Raw genomic sequence first — 24,332 nt, 5'->3', positions numbered from 1 at the left:
GGTCGCGGGCCGAGTTCCGAGATCACCAATACAGTGATCTGGATCACAATTCGTGCGCACGGGCCCCGCCGACGAGGCGCAGGCCCGTGCGCACGGTGCGGCTACAGCGTGCGGGTCAGCCGATCGGTGAGCACCCCGGCGAAGTGCGCCGGATCCTTCAACTCCCCACCCTCGGCGAGAACCGCAGTGCCGTACAGCAATTCGGCGGTCTCGGCGAGTTCGACGGAGTCACCGGCATCGGCGGACTCCTTGTCCTTCAGATATGCCTCGCGCAGACCCGTCACCAGCGGGTGGGTCGGATTCAGCTCCAGGATCCGCTTGGATTCCGGAAGCGCCTGCCCCGACGCGCGGTACATCCGCTCCAGCTGCGGGGTGAAGTCGAAGACGTCCCCGACCAGGCAGGCGGGCGAAGTGGTCAGACGCGAGCTGAGCCGGACCTGCTTGATGCTGTCGTCCAGGGCCTTCTGCAGCCAGGTGCACACCTCGCCGAATTCCTTGTCCTGCTGCTCACGCAGCTGCTCGGAGGCCTTCTTCTCCTCCTCGGACTCCAGATCCACCTCACCCTTGGCGATGGACTGGAACGCCTTGCCGTCGAATTCGGTGACCTGACCGACCCACATCTCGTCGACCGGATCGGTGAGCACCAGCACCTCGAGGCCCTTGGCCTTGAACGCCTCCATGTGCGGGGATGCCTCGATCTGCCGACGCGATTCGCCGGTCATGTAGAAGATCTTGTCCTGGCCCTCGGCCATGCGCGCCACATAGTCCGCCAGCGAGGTCGGCTTCTCGTCCGAATGCGTGGACGCGAAAGACGAGACCTGCAACAGGGTTTCGCGGTTGTCGAAGTCGGACAGCAAGCCCTCCTTGAGAACTCGCCCGAACTCCCGCCAGAACGTCTCGTACGAGGTCTTGTCCTCGGCCTGCTGCAGATCCTTCACCGTCGAGAGCACCTTGCGCACAAGACGTTTGCGGATCGCCTGGATCTGCCGGTCCTGCTGCAGGATCTCGCGAGAGACGTTGAGCGAGAGGTCCTGTGCGTCGACCACACCCTTGACGAAGCGCAGATACTCCGGCATCAACTCTTCGCAGTTGTCCATGATGAACACCCGGCGCACGTACAGCTGCACGCCGCGCTGATGCTCGCGCATGAACAGATCGAACGGCGCCTGCGACGGAATGAACAGCAGCGCTTGATATTCGAATGTGCCCTCGGCCTTGAACGGGATGATCTCCAGTGGATCGTCCCAGGCGTGCGAGACGTGCTTGTAGAACTCCTTGTACTCCTCGTCGGAGACCTCGCTGCGCGGGCGCGTCCACAGCGCCTTCTGCGAATTGAGCGTCTGATCCTCGAGGATCGTCTTCTCTTCCTTCTCCTCCCCTTCACCCTCGGTGACGGTCCGCTCGACCTGCATGCGGATCGGCCAGGCGATGAAATCGGAGTACTTCTTGACGATCTCGCGGAGCTTCCACTCCTGCGTGTAGTCGAAGAGGTGATCGTCCTCGTCCGCGGGCATCAGATGCAGGGACACCGCGGTGCCCTGCGGCGCGGAATCCAGCGTCTCGATGGTGTAGCTCGACGAACCGGCCGCGGACTCCCAGCGGGTCGCCTCCGACTCACCTGCCTTACGGGTGGTCAAGGTGACCTTGTCGGCCACCATGAATGTCGAATAGAAACCGATGCCGAACTGGCCGATCAACTCCTCGGCCGCCTGATCGGGCTTCGCCTCGAGCAACTGCTTGCGCAGCTGGGCGGTGCCGGACTTGGCCAGCGTGCCGATCAGATCCACCACCTCGGCGCGCGACATGCCCACACCGTTGTCGCGGACGGTCAGGATCCGGTTGTCCTTGTCGACTTCCAGCTCGATGTGCAGATCGGCGGTGTCGACCTCGAGATCCTTGTCCTGATAGGACAGCAGGCGCAGCTTGTCCAGGGCATCGGAGGCGTTGGAGATCAGTTCCCGCAGGAATGTGTCCTTGTTGGAGTAGACCGAGTGGATCATCAATTCCAGAAGCTGATGGGTCTCGGCCTGAAACTCGAGTTTCTCGACGTGCTCAGTCACGTGCCGATAGTACGTCGGGGGTGATCGGGCTCGCGAAAGTCCGCCATGCTCGGCACCTCGGCCTCGGCGCTGCGGCCGCCGGGCGCCGAAGGAACCATCCATTCGCGCAACGCCTGCGTCGCGCGCACATCGTCCTCGTTGTACTCCAGCAGTCTGGTGCGCTGGGTGAGATCGATCTCGCCGTCGTCGTAGCCGACCGCCAGGCGATACCAGCTCATCGACGCCTCACCGCCGGCCTCGGCATCGCGCCAGGCGAAACCGGCGACCGGCGCGACCTTCTTCAAACCCTTGCCGTTCGGGCAGATGAACTGCTCGGAGACCACCTGGAACATGTCCACCCATTCCGGGCCGTCCACGAATTCGCGCACCTGCTGTTCGGTGGGCACGCCCGGCATACCCGCGAACCGGCGCGCCGACTCGTACATCCACTTGTCCTCGGCGTTACGCGAATAGCAGTAGGCGGCAAAGGTTTTCCCGGTCGCGGCGGCCTCGGTGCGCCGGGCCATCAGCCAGGTCCAGAATTCGGCGAACGAGCGCCCCTCGTCCTGTGTGGGCACCGGATCCCAGGTCACGAACGGCCGGTACACCCCGTCCAGCAGCGTGCCCCACAGGTATGCGCCGTATTCCTGATAGCTCTCCAGGTCCACGTCCACCTCGACATCCGCGCGGCGCACCTGCAACCGCTCGACCCGCCGGACCAGCGGCGCGCCGGAGATCCAGGCGCGGGCGGTGACCACCGCCTCGGCGAACGGCTCGTACTGCCAGTCGTCCGGCGCCTCCCCCGACCACCCGGCCAGTTCCTCGACCGTCTCCACGTCGTGACGACGCAGCAGCTCCGCGCGGGAGCCCGGCGCGACCAGGCTGACATCGTGATGTTCGGTCAGCCAGCGCTCACAGCTGAGCTCGTCGGGCGTGCCCGACCGGGACCACCACGGGCACTGCCGGCATTCGGGCACCTTGGACGGCACCGTCGGCAGCTCGCCGCGGATCACCGCGATCCGATCGGCGTAACGGCGGTCGTAATCGTCCAGCAGTCCGGTCAGATCGTGGATCAGAATGCGATCGAAAGCCAGGCCGATCGCGCCGCCGACCAGGGCCGGACTGGCCAGACCGTGCCGCTGCAACATGCGATACAGATGCGCCAGGCGCTGCTGGTCGCGCGGCTGCGTGCGGGTGCGCACATGCCGGTCCGGCTGCGGATTCCATTGGTACAGATCGGAAGTCAGCGGGTGATGGTCGGCCGGATCGGGCTGGCGGGCATCGGTCACCTTGTGATTGACCACGATCACCGGGATATAACCGCCGCGCATCCGATCCCGCAGCAGGATCTCCGAACCCCCGCGCCGCCCGGTATCGGGCTCCTGCGGCAGCACCGCACCCCAGATATGCAGCGCCCCTTCCGAACACGCCTGCATGGTCGCCTCCGCGCGCACCGCGGCAGGCTGCGCCGGATCGATCACCACCCACTGCTCGGGCTGAACCGCGACCAGCGTGTCACGCACATGCTCCCGATGCGCGACGGCCGCATCCCGCCGCTGCTGCACCCCCGCATCCTCGGCAACCCCCGACAGCACCCGCGGATACGTGGCAGTCAGATGCAACCGATGCCGACACCCGATCAACGACCGCGCATCCAGAAACGCCCCCCGCCCACTCCGCTCCCGTTCGGACACACCGGAATCGGACCCGCCACCCTGCACCGAAGCCCCCTGCCCGCGCGCCGGATTGCCGTTGTCCTCGAGACCTTCTCGGTCACCACTGCCCGATTCCACACCTAGCAGTATGGTCCCCACCACCGACACTGTGTCTTCGGCCTCCGCTGCGCTCCGGCGGGGCCGCGGCCCCCTGAGGGCCGATTCTTCCCTCCCTCCGCTCCCCCGCTTCGCTCCCCCGCTCCGGTCAGTCCAGAATCGACCCGGGCCGCGGCCTTCGGAGTTGGCGTTACCCCGGGTGGACGGGCCTGGGTTGTCCCAGGACCCTGGGTTGTCCCAGGACTCTGCCCTTCTTTGGCTCAGTGGCTGCGCTCCCGGCTCCGTCAAGCCGGAATCGACCCGGGCCGCGGCCGTCGGTGTTGGCGTTACCTGGGGTGGACGGGCCTGGGTGGTCCCTGGGGTCCTGCCTTCTTGGTTCAGTGGCTGCGCTCCCGGCTCCGTCAAGCCGGAATCGGCCCAGGAAGCGGCCTTCAGAGTTGGTGTTATCCCGGGTGAACGGGCCTGGGTTGTCCCAGGGCTCCCTGCCTTCTTGGCTCAGTGGCTGCTCTCCCGCTCCGTCAGGCCGGAATCGGCCCAGGGCGCGGCCTTGGGTGCTGTCGTTACCCGGGTGCCTCAGGACTCTGCCTCCTTTGGCTCGGTCGCTGCGCTCCGCCGCTTCGTCACACGGAATCGCCCGGGCCGCAGGCTTGGAGCCGGCGTTATCGGGGATTGACGAGCCCGGGCTGATCTTGGACTCCGCACTTCGGAGATGCGCCGGAGCCGACCGCCCCGAACTCACAACTGTGTGCCCGCGAACTCACATGCTGTGGTGCTAGGAGAACCCGAGTCGGGTATACATTTCACCGAGTACGTACCACGCAAAACTGGCCGGTAGGCCACCGCGAACCAACGGCGACAGGGCACAGCGCAACCACAACGGGTTTGCGGCCGGCTCGCCGTTTCGGGGTCGCCGCGCACGCGACGAAGGAGCAAGCGGCGGCCCCGAAACGGCGAGCCTCAGGGGCCGCAAACCCCGCCGGAGCGAAGCGAAGGCCAAAGATACGGAGGCTGCAATGGGGTTGTTCACCAAGCGCAAGCGGCGCGCGGACCGCAAAGCCGAGGCGAAGGCCCTCAAGCACAAGGCTGGGCTGGAGGCCAAGCTCGGGGCGCGCAACGAGCGCAGACGCAATCGGGTCGAGGCGCGCACCCAGCGCGCGGTGGCCAAACAGCAGATCACGACGCTCAAGGCCGAGGAGAAGGCCGCGCTGAAGACGGCCGAGAAGGCCGAGCGAGAGTTGTTCAGCGCCGGGCAGATCAAGAAGTATCTGGGCGTGGCCCGGGTCCTGATCCCCGTGCTCGCACCGCTGGCCTACCGCGCCGCGACCTTCCTGCGCGGGCAGATCGACACCCGCCGCGCGCACCGGCTGGGCATCGGGCTGGACCAGCTCGGCGACTACTCCGGACATGGCGCACGGCTGCAGGCGCGGATCAGCGGCGCGGAATCGGCGCTGTCCGAGATCGCCGACTCCGCCGCCAAGGACGCCGAGACCCAGCAGTTCATCACCGCCTCGCGGGACCGGCTGAACAGCCTGACCGCCGCGGTCCGCACCGCCGAGCAGATGCCCGCCCCGCGTCGTCGCGCGGTGCACACCTCGATCTCCAACGAGCTGTCCGGCGTCGAATCCGACGTCCTGGCACGCCTGGGCGTGCGCTGACCCGCACATCGATCTTTTCCGACCGGCGATGTACCGCACGCCAGCACCGGGGTCCGGAGGCCGAACGGCCGCCGGGCCCTTTCGGGGTGTGCTGGTCGGCGCGACGGTCGCCACCCTCGCGGTGGCCGCGCACGGACTGGCCGGCGGCGGCTGGCCGGGGTCCGCGCCGCTGACCTTGCTGCTGTGCACCGCAGCCGGAATCGGTGCGATCGCGACCCTGCTCCCGGTCCCGGCCGGAACCCCCTCCCGCACAGCCCTTCTGGCCGCCCTGGCCGCCGGACAGTCGGCCGCGCATCTGGCGCTGTCCCTCCCCGGATCGGACTCGATGGCCGCGGGCCGCGAATCCTGCGGTGCGGCAGGCACATTCCTGTCCGCCGTCGGCCTGCACAACGGTCCGATGGCCGCGGCGCACGCGCTCGCGACGCTGGTCTGCGCAGTACTCATCATCGCCGCCGAACGGCTGTACACGGTTGTCTCCCGGGCGATCCGGACCATCATCGGACCGACCCGGCCATTGCCGCCCGCACCTCGCGCGCCCCGCTGGCTCGATGCGCCCCCGCACATCCACCGCCTACTGCACGCCGGATCCCTCGGTTCGCGCGCACCGCCGATGCCGGTCTGATCACCTCCCATTCCCCTGATCAGCACCCTCATCACTGCACGCAGAAAGCACACTCATGCCCATCGGAATTTCGCGCGCCCTCCTCACGACGGGCGCCGCGGCCGCGCTGGCCCTGCTGGCCACCGGCACCGCCGCCGCCCACGTCCACGTCACCTCACCGGGCGCGACCCAGGGCGGCGACGCCGTCCTGACCTTCCGCGTCCCCGACGAATCGGACACCGCGTCCACGACCAGCCTCGCGGTCACCCTGCCCGCGGTGGACGAGGCCCGCACCCAGCCGCTGCCGGGCTGGACCGCGAAACTGGACAAGAACGACAAGAATCAGTACACGACCGTCACCTGGACCGCCGATCCCGGCACCCCGGGTATCGCACCCGATCAGTTCCAGCAGTTCACGGTGTTGGTCGCGCCACTGCCCAAGCAGGACCACGCCGAATTCCCGGCCGTGCAGACCTACAGCGACGGCAAGGTCGTCAGCTGGAATCAGCCGACCGGCCCGGATGGCAAGGAGCCGGACAACCCGGTCCCGACGCTGACCCTGGCCGCCGCCGGATCCGGCCCCATGAGCGCCGGGACCGAGTCGGCGACCCCCTCCGAATCCGATTCCACCGCCCGCTGGCTCGGCGGTGTCGGGCTGGTCCTGGGCGCACTCGGCGCGGCCCTGGGGCTGGGCGCGCTGATCCGGGGTCGGCGCGCATGATCCGCCGGACGCTCGGCGCGGTCGCGATCGCGCTGCTGACCGCCGGACTGGCCGTCCTGGGGGCCGGTCCGGCCGCGGCACATTCGATCCTCGTCTCGGTCGATCCGGCGGACGGCGCGCAGCTGTCCACCGGTCCGGCCCGGGTGACGTTCACGTTCAACGAGAATCTGCAGCCCAGTTTCCCGTCGGTGACCGTGGTCGGTCCGGACGGCAATCTGTGGTCCGAGGGACAGCCCGTCGTGGACGGTCCGCGCGTCAGCATGGCGGTCCGCGAACTCGGTCCGGCGGGCAAGTACACGATGGCCTACCGGGTGACCTCCGCGGACGGCCATCCGGTCAGCGGGACCCGCAGCTTCACCCTCACCACGGCCGGTCACGGAACACCCGGACCGAAGGCCAGCGCCGGGAGCAGCTCCGGCGGCGGTGGCGGGTCCGGCGGGGTTCCGGTCTGGGTGTTCATCGTCGGGGCCGTCGTGCTGTTCGGTGGCGGACTGGCCTTCGCACTGCTCGGCGGGAAGAAGACGAGTAAGCGGTGAGCCCGAAGACGACCGGCGGCGGTTCCCCCGCCCTGCGGTCGGCGTTGTTGCTGGTCGTCCCGGCCGCTGTCCTGGGCACGGTCCTGGCCTGGGCGCTGGCCGCGACGGACCCGCTGCAGTCCGAGGCGCCGGTCCGCGCGCTTGCGGACTGCGCCGGGGCCACCGTGGTCGGACTGGCCGCGCTGCCCCGGCTGCATCGCCGGATCGATCCGCCGTGGCGGCAGCTGGCCGTGGTCGGCGGGATCTGGACGGTTCTGGAGTTCGCGGTGCTGGCCTGCGCCGCGGCCCAGGTCGTCGGGGTGCCGGTGAGCCGGTTGGGGATGAACGCTTTCGGCACGTATCTGGCCCATGTCAGCAGCGGACAGGTCGGCATCGCGATCCTGGTCGGGACCGCCGTGGTGACCGGATACTGCGCCCTGGCCCACCGGCAGCCGGACCGGGCCGCGATCGATCTGGTGCTGATGTTCGCGGCCGTGGCCCTGGAGCTGCGGCCGATCACCGGACACATGTCCCAGCAGCCTCTCGGGGCGGTCTTCGCGGCCGTGCACGTGCTGGCCGCGGCGGCCTGGTTCGGACTGCTGCTGGCCCTGACCCTGGTGCTGCGTTCGCGTGGCGAATGGGCCCGGGTGCTGCCGCGATATTCGGCCTGGGCGCTGCCCGCGGTGGCCGCGGTCACGGTCAGCGGCATCATCGACGGACTGGTCAAACTCGGCGGACTGACACCTCTGGTGGACACCGGTTACGGCCGGATCCTGCTGGCCAAGGCGGTCCTGCTGATCGGACTGCTGGTCCTGGGCTGGTGGTGGCGGCGCAGCTGGGTGCCCGCGGCCGCGGACCATCGCCTGTCCGCGGACAGCTCGCTGCGTCGCGCGATCGCCGAAGTCGTGGTGATCGCGGTGGTGTTCGGCCTGGCTGCCACCCTGTCCGTCACGGCCTGAACACCTCGGTCCGGCAGCGTTTCCGAGCTCCGAACGAAGCTCGCAGAAAGGTCTCAGGGAACGCTGACGGGCACCATGGCAAGCTTGCAGCCGTGACCGAATCAGCCAACACCGTCGCCACCGCAGACCTCGCCGATGAGATCGGTCCCGAGATCCGTAGTTGCGACACCCAATTCACGCAGTTCGGCGGTCGCGAGGTATTCGCGGGCCGCATCGTCACGATCCGCTGTTTCCAGGACAACCTCCTGGTCAAACAGACCCTGGGCGAGCCGGGCGAGGGCCGGGTGCTGGTCGTCGACGGCGGCGCAAGTGTGCACACCGCGCTGGTCGGGGACATCATCGCCGGGCGCGGCGTGAGCAACGGCTGGTCCGGTGTCGTGGTCAACGGCGCGGTCCGCGATTCCGCGATCCTGCGCACCCTGGACATCGGCCTGAAGGCCCTGGGCACCAACCCGCGCAAGAGCACCCAGACCGGTTCCGGCGAACGTGACGTACCCGTCGAATTCGGCGGCGTCACCTTCGTCCCGGGCGAGATGCTGTACAGCGATCACGACGGAATCGTCGTCCGCGCCGAATGAGCCCGCGCCGCGGCGTCAAGCCCCGTTGCTGACCCGGGCCCGATGTCCGGCGATGGTGACCACGTCACCGGCCTGCAGCTGACGGCCCCGCCGCAGTTCGACCTCGTCGTTCACGCGCACCAGACCGGCGGCGATCACGGTCTTGGCCTCCGAGCCGCTGTCGATCAGGTTGGCCAGCTTCAAGAATTGCCCGAGTCGAATGACCTCGTCTTCGATCGGCACATCGACTGGATCCGACATGGGTAACATCTTCACCTTTCGCGCCCGCGGCGGCGCATCCACCCCCCGCGGCGATCTCGACGCGCCCGCGCGGGGCGCGAACATGCACGCCGACGTTCCGCATTCGAGCGAGGTCAACATTCACACTGGTTCGGTGACATCGACATCCGGCGTAGCGCCTTCCGAGCGCCGGCGCTCCAAGACCGACCGACCGCACAACGGCGAGCGCGCCCCGCGCTCTCCGGAGGTTCCGCACCGCGCACACGGACGACTCAGCGAGGTTCCGCATCTGGCGGGACTGGTCCTGGGCACCTTCGCGGTGCTGTGTGCGCTGTGGAGCATCTCGCCCGGTCTGCGGTTCATCACGCAGGTGCCGCGGCACTACATCGACGACTACTACTTCGACGCCCCGGAGACCTCGCTGGTGTGGGCGTTGATCGTCGGCCTGCTCGCGGGTGCGACGGCCAGCCGAAAACGCATCGCGTGGTGGCTGCTGGTGGCGTACATGGCCTCGTTCGCGGCCGCCAACGCCGTCGAATTCGGTGACGAACGCAATATCAGTTCGCTGATCGCGTTGATCGTCCACGTCGTGGTGATCGGTCTGCTGATCGCGGCCTGGCCCGAGTTCTACACCCAGGTCCGCCGTGCGGCGGTGTGGAAGGCGCTCGGTGTCCTGGCGGGCGGGCTGACCACCGGATTCCTGCTCGGCTGGGGATTGGTGGAGTTGCTGCCCGGGACGTTGCCGCGCGGTGTGGAACGTCCGGCCTGGGCGGTGTCCAAGGTGACCGCGGCGATCCTGGTCAGCACCGACAGTTTCGACGGTCACCCCAGACATTTCGTGGATCTGCTGCTGGGTTTCTTCGGTTTCCTCGCGGTGATGGCGGCGGCGATGGTGCTGTTCAGCTCCCAGCGCGCCTCCAATGCGCTGACCGGGCTGGACGAATCGGCGTTGCGCGGGCTGCTCGAACGTTCGGACGTCGAGGATTCGCTGGGGTACTTCGCCACCCGACGCGACAAGGCCGTCGTCTTCGCGCCCAGCGGCAAGGCCGCGGTCACCTATCGCGTGGAACTGGGCGTCTGCCTGGCCTCGGGTGATCCGATCGGTCCGAAGGAGGCCTGGCCGCAGGCCATCGACGCGTGGTTGCGCCTGGCCGATCAGTACGGCTGGGCGCCGGCGGTGATGGGCGCGAGCGAGTTGGGCGCGACCGCGTATCGCCGAGCCGGGCTGTCGGCACTGCGCCTGGGTGACGAGGCGATTCTGGAGACCCGCACGTTCTCCCTGGCGGGCCCGGAGATGAAGCAGGTGCGTCAGGCCGCGAACCGCCTGCGCAAACAGGGCATCACCGTGCGCATCCGGCGGCACAACGAAATCACCCCCGAGGAGTTCACCCGGGTCATCGCGAACGCCGACGCCTGGCGCGACACCGAGACCGAACGCGGATTCTCCATGGCGCTCGGCCGGCTGGGCGATCCACTGGACGGCGACTGCCTGCTGGTCGAGGCCGTCGCCGCCGGCGAATCCGAATCCGACGAACGCGTCCTGGGCATGCTCTCGCTGGTCCCGTGGGGTCGCACCGGTGTCTCGCTGGAGTTGATGCGGCGAGATCCCAAGGGCCCCAACGGCGTCATGGAGTTGATGATCTCCCAGCTGGCGCTGAGTTCGGAGCAGTACGGCATCACCCGGGTCTCGCTGAACTTCGCGGTGTTCCGCGCGGTCTTCGAGGAGGGGGGGCGGATCGGCGCGGGTCCGGTGCTGCGGCTGTGGCGCGGCGTGCTGATGTTCTTCTCGCGCTGGTGGCAGCTCGAGGCGCTGTACCGGTCCAATGTGAAGTATCAGCCGCAGTGGGTGCCGCGGTTCTCGCTGTTCGAGGAACGTCGCCAACTGGTCCGGGTGGCCGTGGCCAGCGCGCTGGCCGAGGGTTTTCTGCCGCGCTTCGGCACACAGCCGGACCCCATGCTGCACACCGGAATTCGCTCGGCCGTCCCGTCGACCATGACCGGACTGCACGCGGACGGCAGCCCGCCGGAGTTGCCCGCCGAGGAACTCGAGCAGCGCGGTCCGCGTCGCCCGGAACAGGTCCGGGTGCGGATGGACAAGGTCTCCCGGCTCGAGGCCGCCGGGATCGACTCCTATCCGGTCGCCTATCCGCCCACCCATTCGGTCCTGGACGCGCGTCGCTCACCGAAGGGCACGACCGTGCGGGTATGCGGACGGCTGCTGCGGATCCGCGATTACGGCGGGGTGATCTTCGCGGTGCTGCGGGACTGGTCCGGCGATATCCAGCTGGTCATCGACCGTGGACGAGTCGGCACGGACCGGGCGCACGAATTCGACGAATTCTTCGATCTGGGCGATCTGATCGAGGTCAGCGGACAGATCGGCGCCAGCCGTCGCGGCGAGTTGTCGCTGCTGGCGCAGGACTGGCGGATGATCGGCAAATGCCTGCACCCGCTGCCGGACAAGTGGCGCGGTCTGGCCGATCCCGAGGCCCGGGTGCGCCAGCGCTACGTCGACATGGCGATCAACGTCGACACCCGCGAGATCCTGGCCAAGCGCAGCGCGGTGGTCCGCTCGCTGCGGGACACGCTCAACGGCTGGGGATTCCTCGAGGTGGAGACCCCGGTGCTGCAACAGGTGCACGGCGGCGCGAACGCCACCCCGTTCCAGACCCACATCAACGCCTACGACCTGGACCTGTATCTGCGCATCGCACCCGAGCTGTATCTGAAGCGGCTGTGCGTGGGCGGTATGGAGAAGGTGTTCGAACTGGGTCGGGTGTTCCGCAACGAGGGCGTGGACTACAGCCACAATCCGGAGTTCACGATTCTGGAAGCCTATGAGGCGCACAGCGATTACATGCGGATGATGCACGCCTGCCGACAGCTCATCCAGGACGCCGCCCTCGCCGCGAACGGGAAGATGGTCGCCATGCGCCCGCAGCCGGACGGTTCGCTGGCCGAGGTCGACATCTCCGGGGACTGGCCGGTCAAGACCGTGCACGATGCGATCTCGCAGGCCCTGGGCGAGACGATCTCCGCCGAGACCGATATCGAGCGGCTGCGTGCGCTGTGCGACCGGGCCGAGGTGCCGTACCAGTGCGGCTGGGACGAGGGTCAGATCGTGCTGGAGATGTACGAGCACCTGGTCGAGGACCGCACCGAGGAGCCGACCTTCTACATCGACTTCCCCACCTCGGTCTCCCCGTTGACCCGCGCCCATCGCAGCATCGCGGGCGTGGCCGAACGCTGGGATCTGGTGGCCTGGGGCGTCGAGCTGGGCACCGCGTACAGCGAGCTGACCAATCCCATCGAACAGCGCAAGCGGCTCACCGAACAGTCCCTGCTGGCCGCCGGCGGTGATCCGGAGGCGATGGAACTGGACGAGGACTTCCTGCAGGCCCTCGAACACGCCATGCCCCCGACCGGTGGCCTGGGCGTCGGCGTGGACCGGGTGGTCATGCTCATCACCGGCCGCAGTATCCGCGAGACGTTGCCGTTCCCGCTGGTCAAACCACGCACCTGAGGGGTTGCGCATCGTCCGGGGCATGCCGGGATGACGGCGGTGCGCACCCATACGGCACAGTAATGACGTGCAGCTGGTACTGGTACGTCATGCCCAACCGGAGCGTCTGATCACCGCCGACGGTCCGGCCGATCCGGATCTGACCGAGATCGGCCTCGAACAGGCCGCGCGCGTCCCCGACGCGCTGGCCCGGCTCGAGGGGGGCGGTCATCGCATCGCCCGCATCGTGTCGAGTCCGCAACGCCGGGCCTTCGCGACCGCCGGGCCCAGTGCCGCGAAATTCGGCCTGCCGGTGGACGTTTTCGACGGACTCGCCGAATACGACCGGGAGCTACCGGCCTACGTACCGATCGAGGACGCCCGCAAGGCTGCGGAGGGATCCGATTCCGCGCAGGCGGAATTCGCGGCGGTGTATCGCCGGATCAAGGCGGGACATCTGCCCGAGCAGATCGACGGCGACGCATTCTTCGCGCGGGTTTCGGGGGCGATCGAGGAGATCGTGGCGGCGGCCGACCATTCCGATACCGTGGTGGCCTTCGCGCACGGCGGGGTGGTCAATGCGCTGGTGCAGCGGATCCTGGATCTGGAACGCCCGCTGACCTTTCCGATCGACTATTGTTCGATCACTCGAATTCTGTACTCACGCACCGGGAATCGCACGGTGGCCACGATCAACGAGAATGGTCACGTCTGGGATCTGCTGCCCCGGAATCTGCCCGGCCGCTGAATTCGCCTGCTACACCTCGTGCATGCGGGTGGGGAATTGTTCCACCGCCCATTCCAGCGACTCCCCCAGATCGAGCCACAGCCGCACCCGACGCTCGGGTTCGTCCAGTCCGGCCCAGATGATGGTGAACGTCCCCGCGAGCACCTCACGGTCGCGTTCGGGGGGCCGCACCGACATGGCGAACGGTATGCCCAGCGCGACCCGGGTGACGGCGACCTGATCGTTCTCGATCGGCTTCCCGGCGACCTGATGCCCCGGTATGTCCGCGACCCAGATCCATTCCACCTCGGTGCCCTCGACCTGCGAGGTCACCGTGTTCATCAGATATGCGCGGACGGTGCCCTCCGGATCGTCGCCGAGCACCATCAGTGGAACCTCGTTGTCCACGTACAGATTGCGGAAGTCGTCCCGCGGCGGCGTGTGTGCGGTATTGCGGCGATATTCCCGGATCAGCTGCCCCTGCTCGTCCACCGGGAACAGTCCGCGCACCGCGCCGGGCGGCACGTATCCGTCCGGATCGTCCACCCAGGCCGGATCGATATCGATCACCGAGCCACCCGCATTGGCCGCCGCCGCGGCGATCAAACCCTGTGGTGGTTGCCACTCGGGCGGCACGGATTGGACAACCCATTGCGACGCGGACGGTGACGTGGATTCGGGCACGGAATCGGTCATGGACCGGAAATCCCCCTAACGGTGGACAGCTCGACGGCCGAGCGTAGTGCAGCATCCGAACAAGTGCGAATCCGCCTGCGGGTCACCATCACTCGCCGACATGCGTCCGCGGGGACTCCCGACTGGAGTTCGATCACACGAATTCTGTACGCACGCACCAATCGTCGCAAATGCGCCAGCACCGCCGCGAATGTGTGGTTCTGTGGATAACCCCCGTAATATCGCGTTCGAACAGTCGGTGTGAAATTCACAGCGAACTGTGAGGTTTATCGGACGGTCCTCTTAGCGATCGGTCGTTCGATGGGACACTGTGAACCGCCGTGCTGTGCGGTCATGTTCTACAGAGAAAGGCAGTTCGTTGCTCTCCACGAGGAAGTCGACACGTTCCCGGCGACTGGTGGCCCGCGTCGCCGTCGCAGGCGCCCTGGCCGCGGTTCCGCTCGCAGCGGTGGCCGGTCCGGCCCTGGCCGACACCATCGCCCCTTCGGCCACCCAGGTCGATCGGCACCACGACGACTGGGACCACCACGACGGTCCCGGATTCCCGGGCCTTCCCGGTCCGGACTGGAACCACGGGTGGGATCACCACGACTGGGATCACGGGCTGCCGGGCTGGGGCCACGGCTGGAACCACGGTCCGTGGGCGCCGCCCACCGGTTCGGCCGGCTGATACTCCCTCGGTGACCGCCGACGACACGGCCACCGGGTGAACGAGGGCCACTCCCGCAAGGGAGTGGCCCTCGTCGTTGTTCCGGACGCCTTTCCGGATGCGACTTCATGTGGGGCATGGCACAATTCCAACCGCCCGATCGTCGTGCACGATCGACATTCGCCCGCGGTCCCAGCCAATTGCCAGCTGAGACTTAATGCGGACCCAGTGACGGACGTTTCGATGGAGTCCACAGCCACCGAGCAGGTGGCCGGAGATCTATCGAAAGGCAGTCCCGTGAAGACAACCCGCACCCGCCGTATCGTGAGCCGCGTGGCCATCGCCGGCGCCTTGGCCGTGGTTCCCGTGGCGGCCGTGGCCGTCCCCGCATTCGCCGCCACCCCGAACGCGACCGCCATCGACTGGCAGCACCCGGGTGGACCGGGCGGGGATCACCGCGGCGGCCCGGGTGGCGGCGACCACCGCCACGACGGCCCCGGTCCGCAGGGACCGCAGTTCCCCCAGTTCCCGCAGGGTCCGCAGCAGTTCCTGCCGCAGACCGGTTCCGCGGGCTGATCGACCCCGGACACGGCCAGGGCCGCTTCCGCTGCGGGAAGCGGCCCTGGCCGATCGGTCGAATATGCTGCGCCGCTAGGCCATTCCGGCGAGCCAGCCGTGCATCCAGGTGACCGCGGTCTGCCCGTTGCCGACGTGGTAGCTGCCGTAGGAGGTGTGCGCACCGGACCCGTAGAACTTCTCCAGCTGCTGGACGCGCTTCTTGTTCGCGCCCTCGCTCAGCTGGGTCCCCAGCGTGCCGATACCGCCGCTGGACATCAGGTCGCCCACGATGGATCCGGCCTCGAGCTGGTAGCGCCACATGCTCGCCGGATTCGGGTCCGAGGTCTCCGCCAGGAAGCCCGCGAAACGAGTGACGAAGTCGTCGGACTTGGTGGAGCAGTACAGATCCTGCGGATCGCAGATGGTGCGCACCCGATCGCTGACGAACCCGAAACCACCCGGGCGCGGACCGCTCGCACCGGCGCCGCCGGCATGCGGGCCGACCTGGATGTCGGTGGGCGAACGACGCGGATCGGAGATCAGGCCGACGCCGGAGATGCGGCTCGGCGGCACCACGCCGATGCCGGTGCCGATCTCGGCGGCCACGTCACCGGCCGCGTCCGCGCCCTGGCTGTAGCCGACGATCGCGATCTTGGTCGCCGCGCACCGCGCCGCCATGGCCTTGATCATGCCGCGAGCGTTGTTGGCCGCCTGGGCCTTCGATTTGCCGTAGACGTCGCCCTCCCACGGGAAGGCGGTGGCCGCGTAGCTGACGTAGTCGACCCGCGTGCCGCTGGGCATATTGCTGGTAACGCCCGCGAGCATGCCCGGACCGTGCATGTGCTCGGCCTTGTCCGGACCGGTCTCCCAGGTACCGGGAATGGCCACGACGTATAGGTTCGGGCAGGTGGGAGCCGCTGTCGCGGAACCACTTCCGAAGATCACACCCGACAATCCCGACAACGCAACCGCGGCCGCAGCCGCAGCAACCCGTTTCAACCGCATACCGCTCCAGTTTCAGCCTGCCCAGGACTGGGCATCCCAAGTTCTTTCAGACAATGGTGTGGTAGCCGGATTGCAGTTTGGTTAACCGTGGGCGAACAGACTACCGAACTCTCGCGAGACCGGAATCAGAACGTTTGCCCGTCGACACCGCACCGTGATCAACAATAGATGGGCGGACTCGCCATTGCCATCCGGCGCCCGAAACCCGTCCGGCTTCCAATCCGGATAGGCCGGAAAATCGGTCGAAAAGACGAAAAGCGCCCGCGAACAACAATGTTCGCGGGCGCTCTGTCGTTGTGAGCTGTGCTCGGCGCCTGATCAGCGCTGCGGGACGGCCGTCGGCGCGATCGGCGTGGGCAGCGCCGACTCGCCCTCGAGGAAGGCATCCACCGAGGCGGCAGCCGAGCGTCCCTCGGCGATGGCCCACACGATCAGCGACTGACCCCGGCCCATATCGCCGGCGACGAACACACCGGGAACGGTGGTCTGGAAACCCTTGTCCCGTTTGACGTTCCCGCGCTGGTCGTAGCCGACGCCCAGATCCTCGAGCAGACCCGGCTTCTGCGGACCGGTGAAGCCCATGGCCAGCAGCACCAGATCGGCCTCGAGCGTGAAATCGGTGCCGTCGACCTTCTCGAAGCGACCGTTCACCATCTGCACCTCGTGCGCCTGCAGCCCGGTGACCTTGCCGTCCTCGCCGACGAACCGCTCGGTGTTGACCGAGTAGACCCGCTCGCCACCCTCCTCGTGCGCCGAGGAGACCCGGTACATCAGCGGATAGGTCGGCCACGGAGTGGAATCCGCGCGCCCCTCCGGCGGACGCGGCATGATCTCGAACTGGTGCACACTCTCCGCACCCTGACGGTGCGAGGTGCCCAGGCAGTCCGCGCCGGTGTCGCCGCCACCGATGATGACGACCTTCTTGTCCTTGGCGTGAATCGGCGGCAGGCCGTCCTCGTCGGTGATCGGGTCGCCGAGCTGCACCCGGTTGGACAGCGGCAGGAACTCCATCGCCTGATGGATCCCGTCCAGGTCCCGTCCGGGCACCGGCAGATCGCGCGCGATGGTCGCGCCACCGGCGAGCACCACCGCGTGGAACTGCTCGCGCAGCTGGTCGGCGGTGATGTCCACGCCCACGTTCACCCCGGCCCGGAAGACGGTGCCCTCGGCCTCCATCTGCGCCAGACGACGGTCGATGAAGCGCTTCTCCATCTTGAATTCCGGAATGCCGTAACGCATCAGACCGCCGATGCGGTCGTCGCGCTCGAAGACCGTCACGGTGTGCCCGGCGCGGGTCAGCTGCTGCGCCGCGGCCAGTCCGGCCGGACCCGAACCCACCACGGCGACCTTCTTACCGGTCAGCCGGGTCGGGTAGACCGGGGTCACCCAGCCCTCGTCGAAGGCGTTCTCGATGAGTTCGACCTCGACCTGCTTGATGGTCACCGCATCCTGGTTGATGCCCAGCACGCAGGACGCCTCGCACGGCGCGGGGCACAGCCGCCCGGTGAACTCCGGGAAGTTGTTGGTCGCGTGCAGCCGGTCGATGCCGTCGCGCCACTGGCCCTTGTAGACCAGGTCGTTCCACTCGGGAATCAGGTTCCCGAGCGGACATCCGTTGTGGCAGAACGGAATCCCGCAGTCCATGCAGCGGCTGGCCTGGGTCTGGAGGGCTTCGTGCGAGAAACCCTCCTCGTAGACCTCACGCCAGTCCATCAAGCGCAGCGGCACCGGCCGCCGCGAGGGAAGCTCACGTTTGGTGTGCTTCAGGAAGCCTTGTGCGTCACCCATTGTCGACTCCACACGTCAGCGCCAGCCCGGCGCACCCATCAATTCCAGTGCGTCGCACTACGTTTCTACCCACGTGCGGCCTTGAATAGTCACAGCGCGGCATCGACGTCTCTACGAACTCAGCCGTCGTCTTACCCACGTGCGGCCTCCATAATGGCGGCATCGACGTCGCGTCCGGCCTTCTCAGCTTCGGAGATAGCGAGCAGGACCTTCTTGTAGTCGCGCGGCATAACCTTCACGAAGTGCGTCACCTGCTGCGACCAGTCACCCAGGATCGCCTCGGCCACGGCCGAGCCGGTCTGTTCGCGGTGCCGGGCCACGACATCGTGCAGCCAGGTGAAGTCGTCACCGGACAGCGGCTCGATGGCCTCGACCTGCTCGGGCGAGATGTTCTTCTCGAAGGTCCCGTGCGGGTTGTACAGGTAGGCCACGCCACCGGACATACCGGCGCCGAAGTTGCGCCCGGTCTCACCGAGGATGACGACCTTACCGCCGGTCATGTACTCGCAGCCGTGATCGCCCACACCCTCCACGACCGCGGTCGAACCGGAGTTGCGCACCGCGAACCGCTCGCCGACCACACCACGGATGAACGCCTCACCGCTGGTCGCGCCGAACAGGATGACGTTGCCGGCGATGATGTTGTCCTCGGCGACGAAATCGCTCGGGGCGTTCAGCGGCGGCCGCACGACCAGGTGACCGCCCGAAAGGCCCTTGCCCACATAGTCGTTCGCGTCACCGAACACCCGCAGGGTGATACCCGCCGGGACGAACGCGCCGAAGCTGTTGCCCGCCGAACCGGTGAACGTGATGTCGATGGTGTCGTCGGGCAGGCCCGCACCGCCGTACAGCTTGGTCACCTCGTGGCCGAGCATGGTGCCGACGGTCCGGTTGACGTTCGTGATCCGGGTCTCGAACTTGACCGGCTTACCGCGCTCGAGCGCATCGGCCGACTCGGCGATGAGCTGGTTGTCCAGCGCCCGGTCCAGACCGTGGTCCTGGCCCTTGGTGTTGCGCCGGTCCTGGTACATGAACGCGGTCTCGACGTCGTCGAGGATCGGCGACAGGTCGAGCTTGGCGGCCTTCCAGTGCTCCTTGGCCTTGGTGGTGTCGAGCAGGTCGACCCGGCCGATGGCCTCGTCGAGGCTGCGGAAGCCCAGCGAGGCCAGGTATTCGCGCACCTCCTCGGCGATGTACAGCATGAAGTTCTCGACGAATTCCGGCTTGCCGGTGAACCGTTCGCGCAGTACCGGGTTCTGCGTCGCGACACCGACGGGGCAGGTGTCCAGATGGCATACGCGCATCATGATGCAGCCCGAGACCACCAGCGGTGCGGTGGCGAAACCGAATTCCTCGGCGCCGAGCAGTGCGGCGATCATGACGTCGCGGCCGGTCTTCATCTGACCGTCCACCTGCACCACGATCCGGTCACGCAGACCGTTGAGCAGCAGGGTCTGCTGAGTCTCGGCCAGGCCGAGCTCCCAGGGGCCGCCCGCGTGCTTGAGCGAGGTCAGCGGCGAGGCGCCGGTGCCGCCGTCGTGGCCGGAGATCAGCACGACGTCCGCGTGCGCCTTGGACACACCCGCGGCGACGGTGCCGACGCCCGGCTCGGCGACAAGTTTCACGTGAATCCGAGCCTGCGGGTTCGCGTTCTTCAGATCGTGGATCAGCTGCGCGAGATCCTCGATCGAGTAGATGTCGTGATGCGGCGGCGGCGAGATCAGCCCGACGCCCGGCGTCGAATGCCGCACCTCGGCGACCCACGGGTACACCTTGTGCGCGGGCAGCTGACCGCCCTCGCCCGGCTTGGCGCCCTGGGCCATCTTGATCTGGATGTCGGTGCAGTTGCTCAGGTAGTGCGCGGTGACGCCGAAACGTCCCGAGGCCACCTGCTTGATCGCACTGCGCCGCCAGTCGCCGTTCTCCTCCGGCTCGAAGCGGGCCGGCGACTCGCCGCCCTCACCCGAGTTGGAGCGTCCGCCCAACCGGTTCATCGCGATCGCGAGGGTCTCGTGCGCCTCGGCCGAGATCGAGCCGTAGCTCATCGCGCCGGTGGAGAACCGCTTCACGATCTCGGAGGCGGGCTCGACCAGGTCGATCGGAATCGGGTTGCGCTCGTCGCCGCGGAACTTGAACAGGCCGCGCAGCGAGGCCAGCCGCTCGGACTGATCGTCGACCAGCTTGGTGTATTCCTTGAAGATCTTGTACTGACCGGTCCGGGTCGCGTGCTGCAGCTTGAACACCGTGTCCGGGTTGAACAGGTGGTACTCGCCCTCGCGCCGCCACTGGTACTCACCGGTGATCTCGAGTTCGCGGTGCGCGCGCTCGTTGTGGTTCTCCAGGAAGGCGATCCGGTGCCGCTCGGCGACCTCACCGGCGATCTCGTCCAGACCGATACCGTCCAGCGGGGACTTCAGACCGGTGAAGTACCGGTCGCACAGCTCCTGCGACAGGCCGACGACCTGGAACAGCTGCGCGCCGCGGTAGGAGGCGATGGTGGAGATGCCCATCTTGGACATCACCTTCAGCACACCCTTACCGGCCGCCTTGTTGTAGTTGCGCACCGCCGCGTCGTAGTCGTCGCAGACCACACCGGCACTGCCCGGCATCCGCAACGCGCCGCGCTCGATCATGTCCTCGATCGACTCGAACACCATGTACGGGTTGATCGCGGCCGCGCCGAAGCCGACCAGCAGGGCCATGTGGTGCACCTCGCGGGCGTCACCGGCCTCCACGACCAGCCCGACCTTGGTACGGGTGCGTTCGCGCACGAGGTGGTGGTGCACCGAGGCGGTGAGCAGCAGCGACGGGATCGGCGCCAGCTTCTCGTTGGACTCGCGGTCGGACAGCACGATGATCCGCGCGCCGCCCGCGATGGCCGCCGAGACCTGCTCGTTGATCGCCTGCAGCGATTTGCGCAGGCCCTTGCCGCCCTTGCGCACCGGGTACAGACCGTGCACGACGACCGAACGCAGTCCGGGCCGCGATCCGTCGTCGTTGATGTGCACGAGCTTGGACAGCTCGTCGTTGTCCAGGATCGGCTGGGTCAGCGTGATCTGGCGACAGGACTCCGGTCCGGGATGCAGCAGATCGGACTCGGGTCCGATCATGCTGCGCAGGCTGGTCACGACCTCCTCGCGGATGGCGTCCAGCGGCGGGTTGGTGACCTGCGCGAACAGCTGCGAGAAGTAGTCGAACAGCAGGCGCGGCCGCGCCGAGAGCACGGCGATCGGGGTGTCGGTGCCCATCGAGCCGAGCGCCTCGCCGCCGGTGGTGGCCATCGGCGAGATCAGGATGTTGAGATCCTCGGTGCTGTACCCGAAGATCTGCTGCCGGATCTTGACCCGGTCGTGCACCATGTGCTCGTGCGGCCGATCGGGCAGATCGGACAGCTTGGTCGGGCCCGCGTTGTCCGCATCGCCGTCGAGCCACTCCTGATAGGGGTGCTCGGTGGCCAGCTGGGTCTTGATCTCGTCGTCGCCGATGATCCGGCCCTGCGAGGTGTCCACCAGGAACATCCGGCCCGGCTGCAGACGCACCTTCTTGACCACCTTGGACGGCTCGATATCGAGCACGCCGACCTCGGAGGCCATCACGACCAGGCCGTCGTCGGTCACCCAGACGCGCGAGGGACGCAGGCCGTTGCGGTCGAGCACCGCGCCGACCACGGTGCCGTCGGTGAAGCACACCGAGGCCGGGCCGTCCCACGCCTCCATCAGGAAGGAGTGGTAGCGGTAGAACGCGCGACGCGCCGGATCCATCGACTCCTGGCGCTCCCACGCCTCGGGAATCATCATCAGCACCGCGTGCGGCAGGCTGCGCCCGCCCAGATGCAGCAGTTCGAGGACCTCGTCGAAACGCGCGGTATCCGATGCGCCGGGGGTGCAGACCGGGAAGATCTTCTCCAGCCGGTTGCGGCCCTGCTCGTCGATGCCGAAGACCTCGGACTTGATGAGCGACTCGCGGGCGCGCATCCAGTTCTCGTTACCGGTGACGGTGTTGATCTCACCGTTGTGCGCGACGCGGCGGTACGGGTGTGCCAGCGGCCAGGACGGGAAGGTGTTGGTGGAGAAGCGCGAGTGCACGATGCCCAGCGCCGATTCCACCCGATCGTCCTGCAGGTCCAGGTAGAACGCACGCAGCTGCGGGGTGGTGAACATGCCCTTGTAGACGAAGGTCTGCGCGGACAGGCTCGGGAAGTAGACGGTCTCGCGCCCGACCGAACCCTCGCCCGCGCCGGACTGGCCGAGCTCGTGCTCGATCCGCTTGCGCACGACGTAGGCGCGACGGTCCAGGTCCAGACCCGAGAGCTGCTCGGCGGAGTCCTTGGGCGAGGCGATGAACAGCTGCCGGAACGTCGGCATGGCGTCGCGGGCCAGCGCGCCGAGCGAGGTCTCGTCGATCGGCACCTCACGCCAGCCCAGGACCACGAGGCCCTCTTCCCGGACGATGCGCTCGACGCCGTAGCAGGCGCGGGCGGCCTCGCGGCGGGCCTGCGGGAGGAAAGCGATACCGGTGGCGTAGGAGCCTGCCGGCGGCAGCTCGAAGGGCGCACCGTTCTCCGCCAGCACGGCCCGGAAGAACTTGTCCGGGAGCTGGATCAGGATGCCCGCACCGTCACCACTGTTGGGTTCGGCGCCGGCGGCACCGCGGTGCTCCAGGTTCAGCAATGCCGTAATAGCCTTGTCGACGATGTCGCGGCTGCGGCGGCCGTGCATGTCGACGACGAACGCGACGCCGCAGGCGTCGTGTTCGTTCGCCGGGTCGTAGAGACCGATGGGTCCAGGTGACCTGTGGCCAGGTAGTTGCGTCATGCCTCTGCCTTCAAAATCAGGCCTTCGAAGAAATATGGCCTTCGTCGAACGCCTCCGTCTAGACTGCGCCCCGGAGGGTTCGTCAGACCAGCGACGCTGATGGTCGTACCGTGCAGTCAACTCTCCAGTTGTCCACCCGCTCCGGTGTCGTAGTCGGGTGCTCGGCGGTTGCGGAGCCTTTCCGTATCCACTCGCCGTGCCCGTCGCCGCCCGTTCGGTCCGGCTGTGCGAGCCGCACGGTCTCCACGACCATCGGCACGCGAGGCGAATCGGGCGATTCAGCCGGGCATTTCGTGTCCGGCGTAAGAGCAAACGATAAGTCAGGACCTGCGCCCAACCAACTTAGGTTCCACTAAGAACAGCGTCTACCTGGGCTTCTCCATTGGTCCTCCACTAACTGCGCGGTCTCCAGTGTAAAGCAGAGATCGGCGATCGCTCAGTCGTGTATGCCACTGTTGCCCGTTGCGCCCGGACCGCGCACGCGCAGCCTCCAAGTAGGCTGCAAGGTGCCCTCTAACCTGCATCGATAGAGAATTCCCCGGCTCGCGTCCGGACAAACCGACTGTTGTGCGGCTAACTTTCCGGACACACGGTAGAGACCTCGCGGACACGAAGACTACAAGCCATTGTAATGTTCAGACCGTACGGTCTCATTAAGAATCTCATATTCTGGCACACCTTCAGCAAATCGGGTGTGTTGGGTATGTCACACTGCCGGCGGATCGGAACGGACCTTGACGGCGGCGTCGCGAGAGATCTTGCTCGAGAGGCCGTTTCATCCGCAGATCGCGGCGGCCGCGCGGACCAGCGCCGTCTGGTGCAACGCATCGGATCCACCGCCGGTGAATACGCCGAACACCCCGGCCGACAGCCGTTCCGCGCAGTTCGGCCCGCGCAGTTCGGCCCGCCGCTGCGCGAGCTGCTGCAGGATCTGCCCGTTCACCCGATCGATGATCGGCCGGACCGCGGTCAGATCCGGCGAGGTCCGCGGCGCCGACGCCGGATCCAGCCGCCAGCGCGCGAGCAGTCCGCGCTGCACCATCTTGTTGGCCTCGATCTGTCCGGCGAAGACCTGCCGCACCCAGCTCTCCGGCAGTCCGAGTGCAGCGCCCGCCCGGCTCATCGAGTCGTAGACCACCTGTTCGCGTTCCGGATCGTCGATCACCGGGTTCTGCCCGTGCGAGCCCACCCATTTGGCCGCGACCACGGCATCGGCGGTGTTCAGGCGCTGGAGCAGCAGCTCGATCAGCGGATCGGAGCTCGTCGGGGCGGCATCGACGGGGGCCTGGGCGTGCGCGGCCGGAACCGTCGGATCGATCGTCATGGGTACCACCTCAACCGACATCACCCCGATGGCGGCCGCGGCCGCCATCATCAACACGGACGTACGCACCTGAGACACTCCTGACGGGCTGTTGTGCGGAAATGCGAACGTGTGCCGCCACATCTCGCCGTCGCGGCCACATCACCACGGTAACGAGCGGGTATCGGATTTCCGACACGAATTTCGTTTCCCCGCCGAACATTCGCGCTC

General features: G+C 67.5%; 18 protein-coding genes. 10 read left to right on the top strand and 8 right to left on the bottom strand.

All coding sequences use genetic code 11. The annotated features are described in order from the left end of the window. Positions 1-101 precede the first annotated feature (101 nt). A complete protein-coding gene (gene htpG / locus ON40_RS00485; protein WP_040817064.1) occupies positions 102-2,060 on the bottom strand; it encodes a molecular chaperone HtpG in 1,959 nt (652 codons plus the stop codon). After that, positions 2,057-3,733 (bottom strand): TM0106 family RecB-like putative nuclease, encoded by a 1,677-nt coding sequence (locus ON40_RS00480; RefSeq protein WP_245567600.1) that lies wholly within the window; start codon positions 3,731-3,733, stop codon positions 2,057-2,059. The genes htpG and ON40_RS00480 overlap by 4 nt, the downstream gene beginning before the upstream one ends. A gap of 1,091 nt (positions 3,734-4,824) precedes the next feature. Between ON40_RS00480 and ON40_RS00475 the strand changes: the two genes are divergently transcribed. From ON40_RS00475 to rraA, 6 genes are all read left to right on the top strand, one after another. Continuing rightward, on the top strand, positions 4,825-5,466 hold the full coding sequence (locus tag ON40_RS00475; protein ID WP_040817061.1) for a DUF6474 family protein: 642 nt from the start codon (positions 4,825-4,827) through the stop codon (positions 5,464-5,466). Positions 5,467-5,554: 88 nt separating this feature from the next. Next, positions 5,555-6,088: a hypothetical protein gene (locus ON40_RS00470; protein ID WP_051192436.1), complete on the top strand. Its 534-nt coding sequence runs from the start codon at positions 5,555-5,557 to the stop codon at positions 6,086-6,088. A gap of 55 nt (positions 6,089-6,143) precedes the next feature. Beyond that, positions 6,144-6,788: a YcnI family copper-binding membrane protein gene (locus ON40_RS00465; RefSeq protein ID WP_040817059.1), complete on the top strand. Its 645-nt coding sequence runs from the start codon at positions 6,144-6,146 to the stop codon at positions 6,786-6,788. Beyond that, positions 6,785-7,324, top strand: coding sequence for a copper resistance CopC family protein (locus tag ON40_RS00460; RefSeq protein ID WP_040817057.1), 540 nt, complete (start codon positions 6,785-6,787; stop codon positions 7,322-7,324). Before ON40_RS00465 ends, ON40_RS00460 begins: the two co-directional genes overlap by 4 nt. Beyond that, positions 7,321-8,262 carry a CopD family protein gene (locus tag ON40_RS00455; protein WP_040817055.1) on the top strand — a complete coding sequence of 314 codons (942 nt, stop codon included), beginning with the start codon at positions 7,321-7,323 and terminating at the stop codon, positions 8,260-8,262. Before ON40_RS00460 ends, ON40_RS00455 begins: the two co-directional genes overlap by 4 nt. Before the next feature lie 92 nt (positions 8,263-8,354). Next, a complete protein-coding gene (gene rraA / locus ON40_RS00450; protein ID WP_040817053.1) occupies positions 8,355-8,840 on the top strand; it encodes a ribonuclease E activity regulator RraA in 486 nt (161 codons plus the stop codon). Between the two features lie 15 nt (positions 8,841-8,855). On the opposite strand, the gene ON40_RS00445 is transcribed toward rraA, so the two are convergent. Beyond that, positions 8,856-9,080, bottom strand: a complete 225-nt coding sequence (locus ON40_RS00445) for an RNA-binding S4 domain-containing protein (protein WP_040817051.1) — start codon at positions 9,078-9,080, stop codon at positions 8,856-8,858. Here ON40_RS00445 and lysX point away from each other — a divergent pair. After that, the gene (lysX, locus tag ON40_RS00440) at positions 9,079-12,582 is read left to right on the top strand and encodes a bifunctional lysylphosphatidylglycerol synthetase/lysine--tRNA ligase LysX (RefSeq protein WP_245567597.1); all 3,504 of its coding nucleotides are present in this window, start codon (positions 9,079-9,081) and stop codon (positions 12,580-12,582) included. The two genes, ON40_RS00445 and lysX, sit on opposite strands and share 2 nt — an antisense overlap. 67 nt (positions 12,583-12,649) lie before the next feature. Then, entirely contained in the window at positions 12,650-13,309 is a 660-nt protein-coding gene (locus ON40_RS00435) for a histidine phosphatase family protein (protein ID WP_040817049.1), read from the top strand. A gap of 9 nt (positions 13,310-13,318) precedes the next feature. On the opposite strand, the gene ON40_RS00430 is transcribed toward ON40_RS00435, so the two are convergent. Continuing rightward, positions 13,319-13,984, bottom strand: coding sequence for a hypothetical protein (locus ON40_RS00430; RefSeq protein WP_051192434.1), 666 nt, complete (start codon positions 13,982-13,984; stop codon positions 13,319-13,321). Between the two features lie 358 nt (positions 13,985-14,342). Between ON40_RS00430 and ON40_RS00425 the strand changes: the two genes are divergently transcribed. After that, on the top strand, positions 14,343-14,654 hold the full coding sequence (locus tag ON40_RS00425; RefSeq protein WP_157186136.1) for a hypothetical protein: 312 nt from the start codon (positions 14,343-14,345) through the stop codon (positions 14,652-14,654). Positions 14,655-14,966: 312 nt separating this feature from the next. Next, on the top strand, positions 14,967-15,209 hold the full coding sequence (locus ON40_RS00420; protein WP_245567596.1) for a hypothetical protein: 243 nt from the start codon (positions 14,967-14,969) through the stop codon (positions 15,207-15,209). A 75-nt stretch (positions 15,210-15,284) separates the two neighbouring features. Here the strand turns inward: ON40_RS00420 and ON40_RS00415 are convergent, their stop codons facing one another. The 4 genes from ON40_RS00415 to aroQ all read right to left on the bottom strand — a co-directional run bounded on the left by ON40_RS00415 (position 15,285) and on the right by aroQ (position 24,191). Further along, on the bottom strand, positions 15,285-16,196 hold the full coding sequence (locus ON40_RS00415) for a cutinase family protein (RefSeq protein ID WP_083895298.1): 912 nt from the start codon (positions 16,194-16,196) through the stop codon (positions 15,285-15,287). A gap of 318 nt (positions 16,197-16,514) precedes the next feature. After that, positions 16,515-17,984: a glutamate synthase subunit beta gene (locus ON40_RS00410; RefSeq protein WP_040817044.1), complete on the bottom strand. Its 1,470-nt coding sequence runs from the start codon at positions 17,982-17,984 to the stop codon at positions 16,515-16,517. Between the two features lie 131 nt (positions 17,985-18,115). Continuing rightward, positions 18,116-22,798, bottom strand: coding sequence for a glutamate synthase large subunit (gene gltB, locus ON40_RS00405; RefSeq protein ID WP_040817042.1), 4,683 nt, complete (start codon positions 22,796-22,798; stop codon positions 18,116-18,118). A 775-nt stretch (positions 22,799-23,573) separates the two neighbouring features. Further along, positions 23,574-24,191: a gamma subclass chorismate mutase AroQ gene (gene aroQ / locus ON40_RS00400; protein WP_051192432.1), complete on the bottom strand. Its 618-nt coding sequence runs from the start codon at positions 24,189-24,191 to the stop codon at positions 23,574-23,576. Positions 24,192-24,332: the final 141 nt, after the last annotated feature.

The sequence above is a fragment of the Nocardia jiangxiensis NBRC 101359 genome (assembly GCF_000308615.1).
Lineage (GTDB): Bacteria > Actinomycetota > Actinomycetes > Mycobacteriales > Mycobacteriaceae > Nocardia > Nocardia jiangxiensis.
The sequence above is the reverse complement of the archived record's forward strand: the minus strand, read 5'-3'. Positions and strand labels throughout refer to the sequence as shown.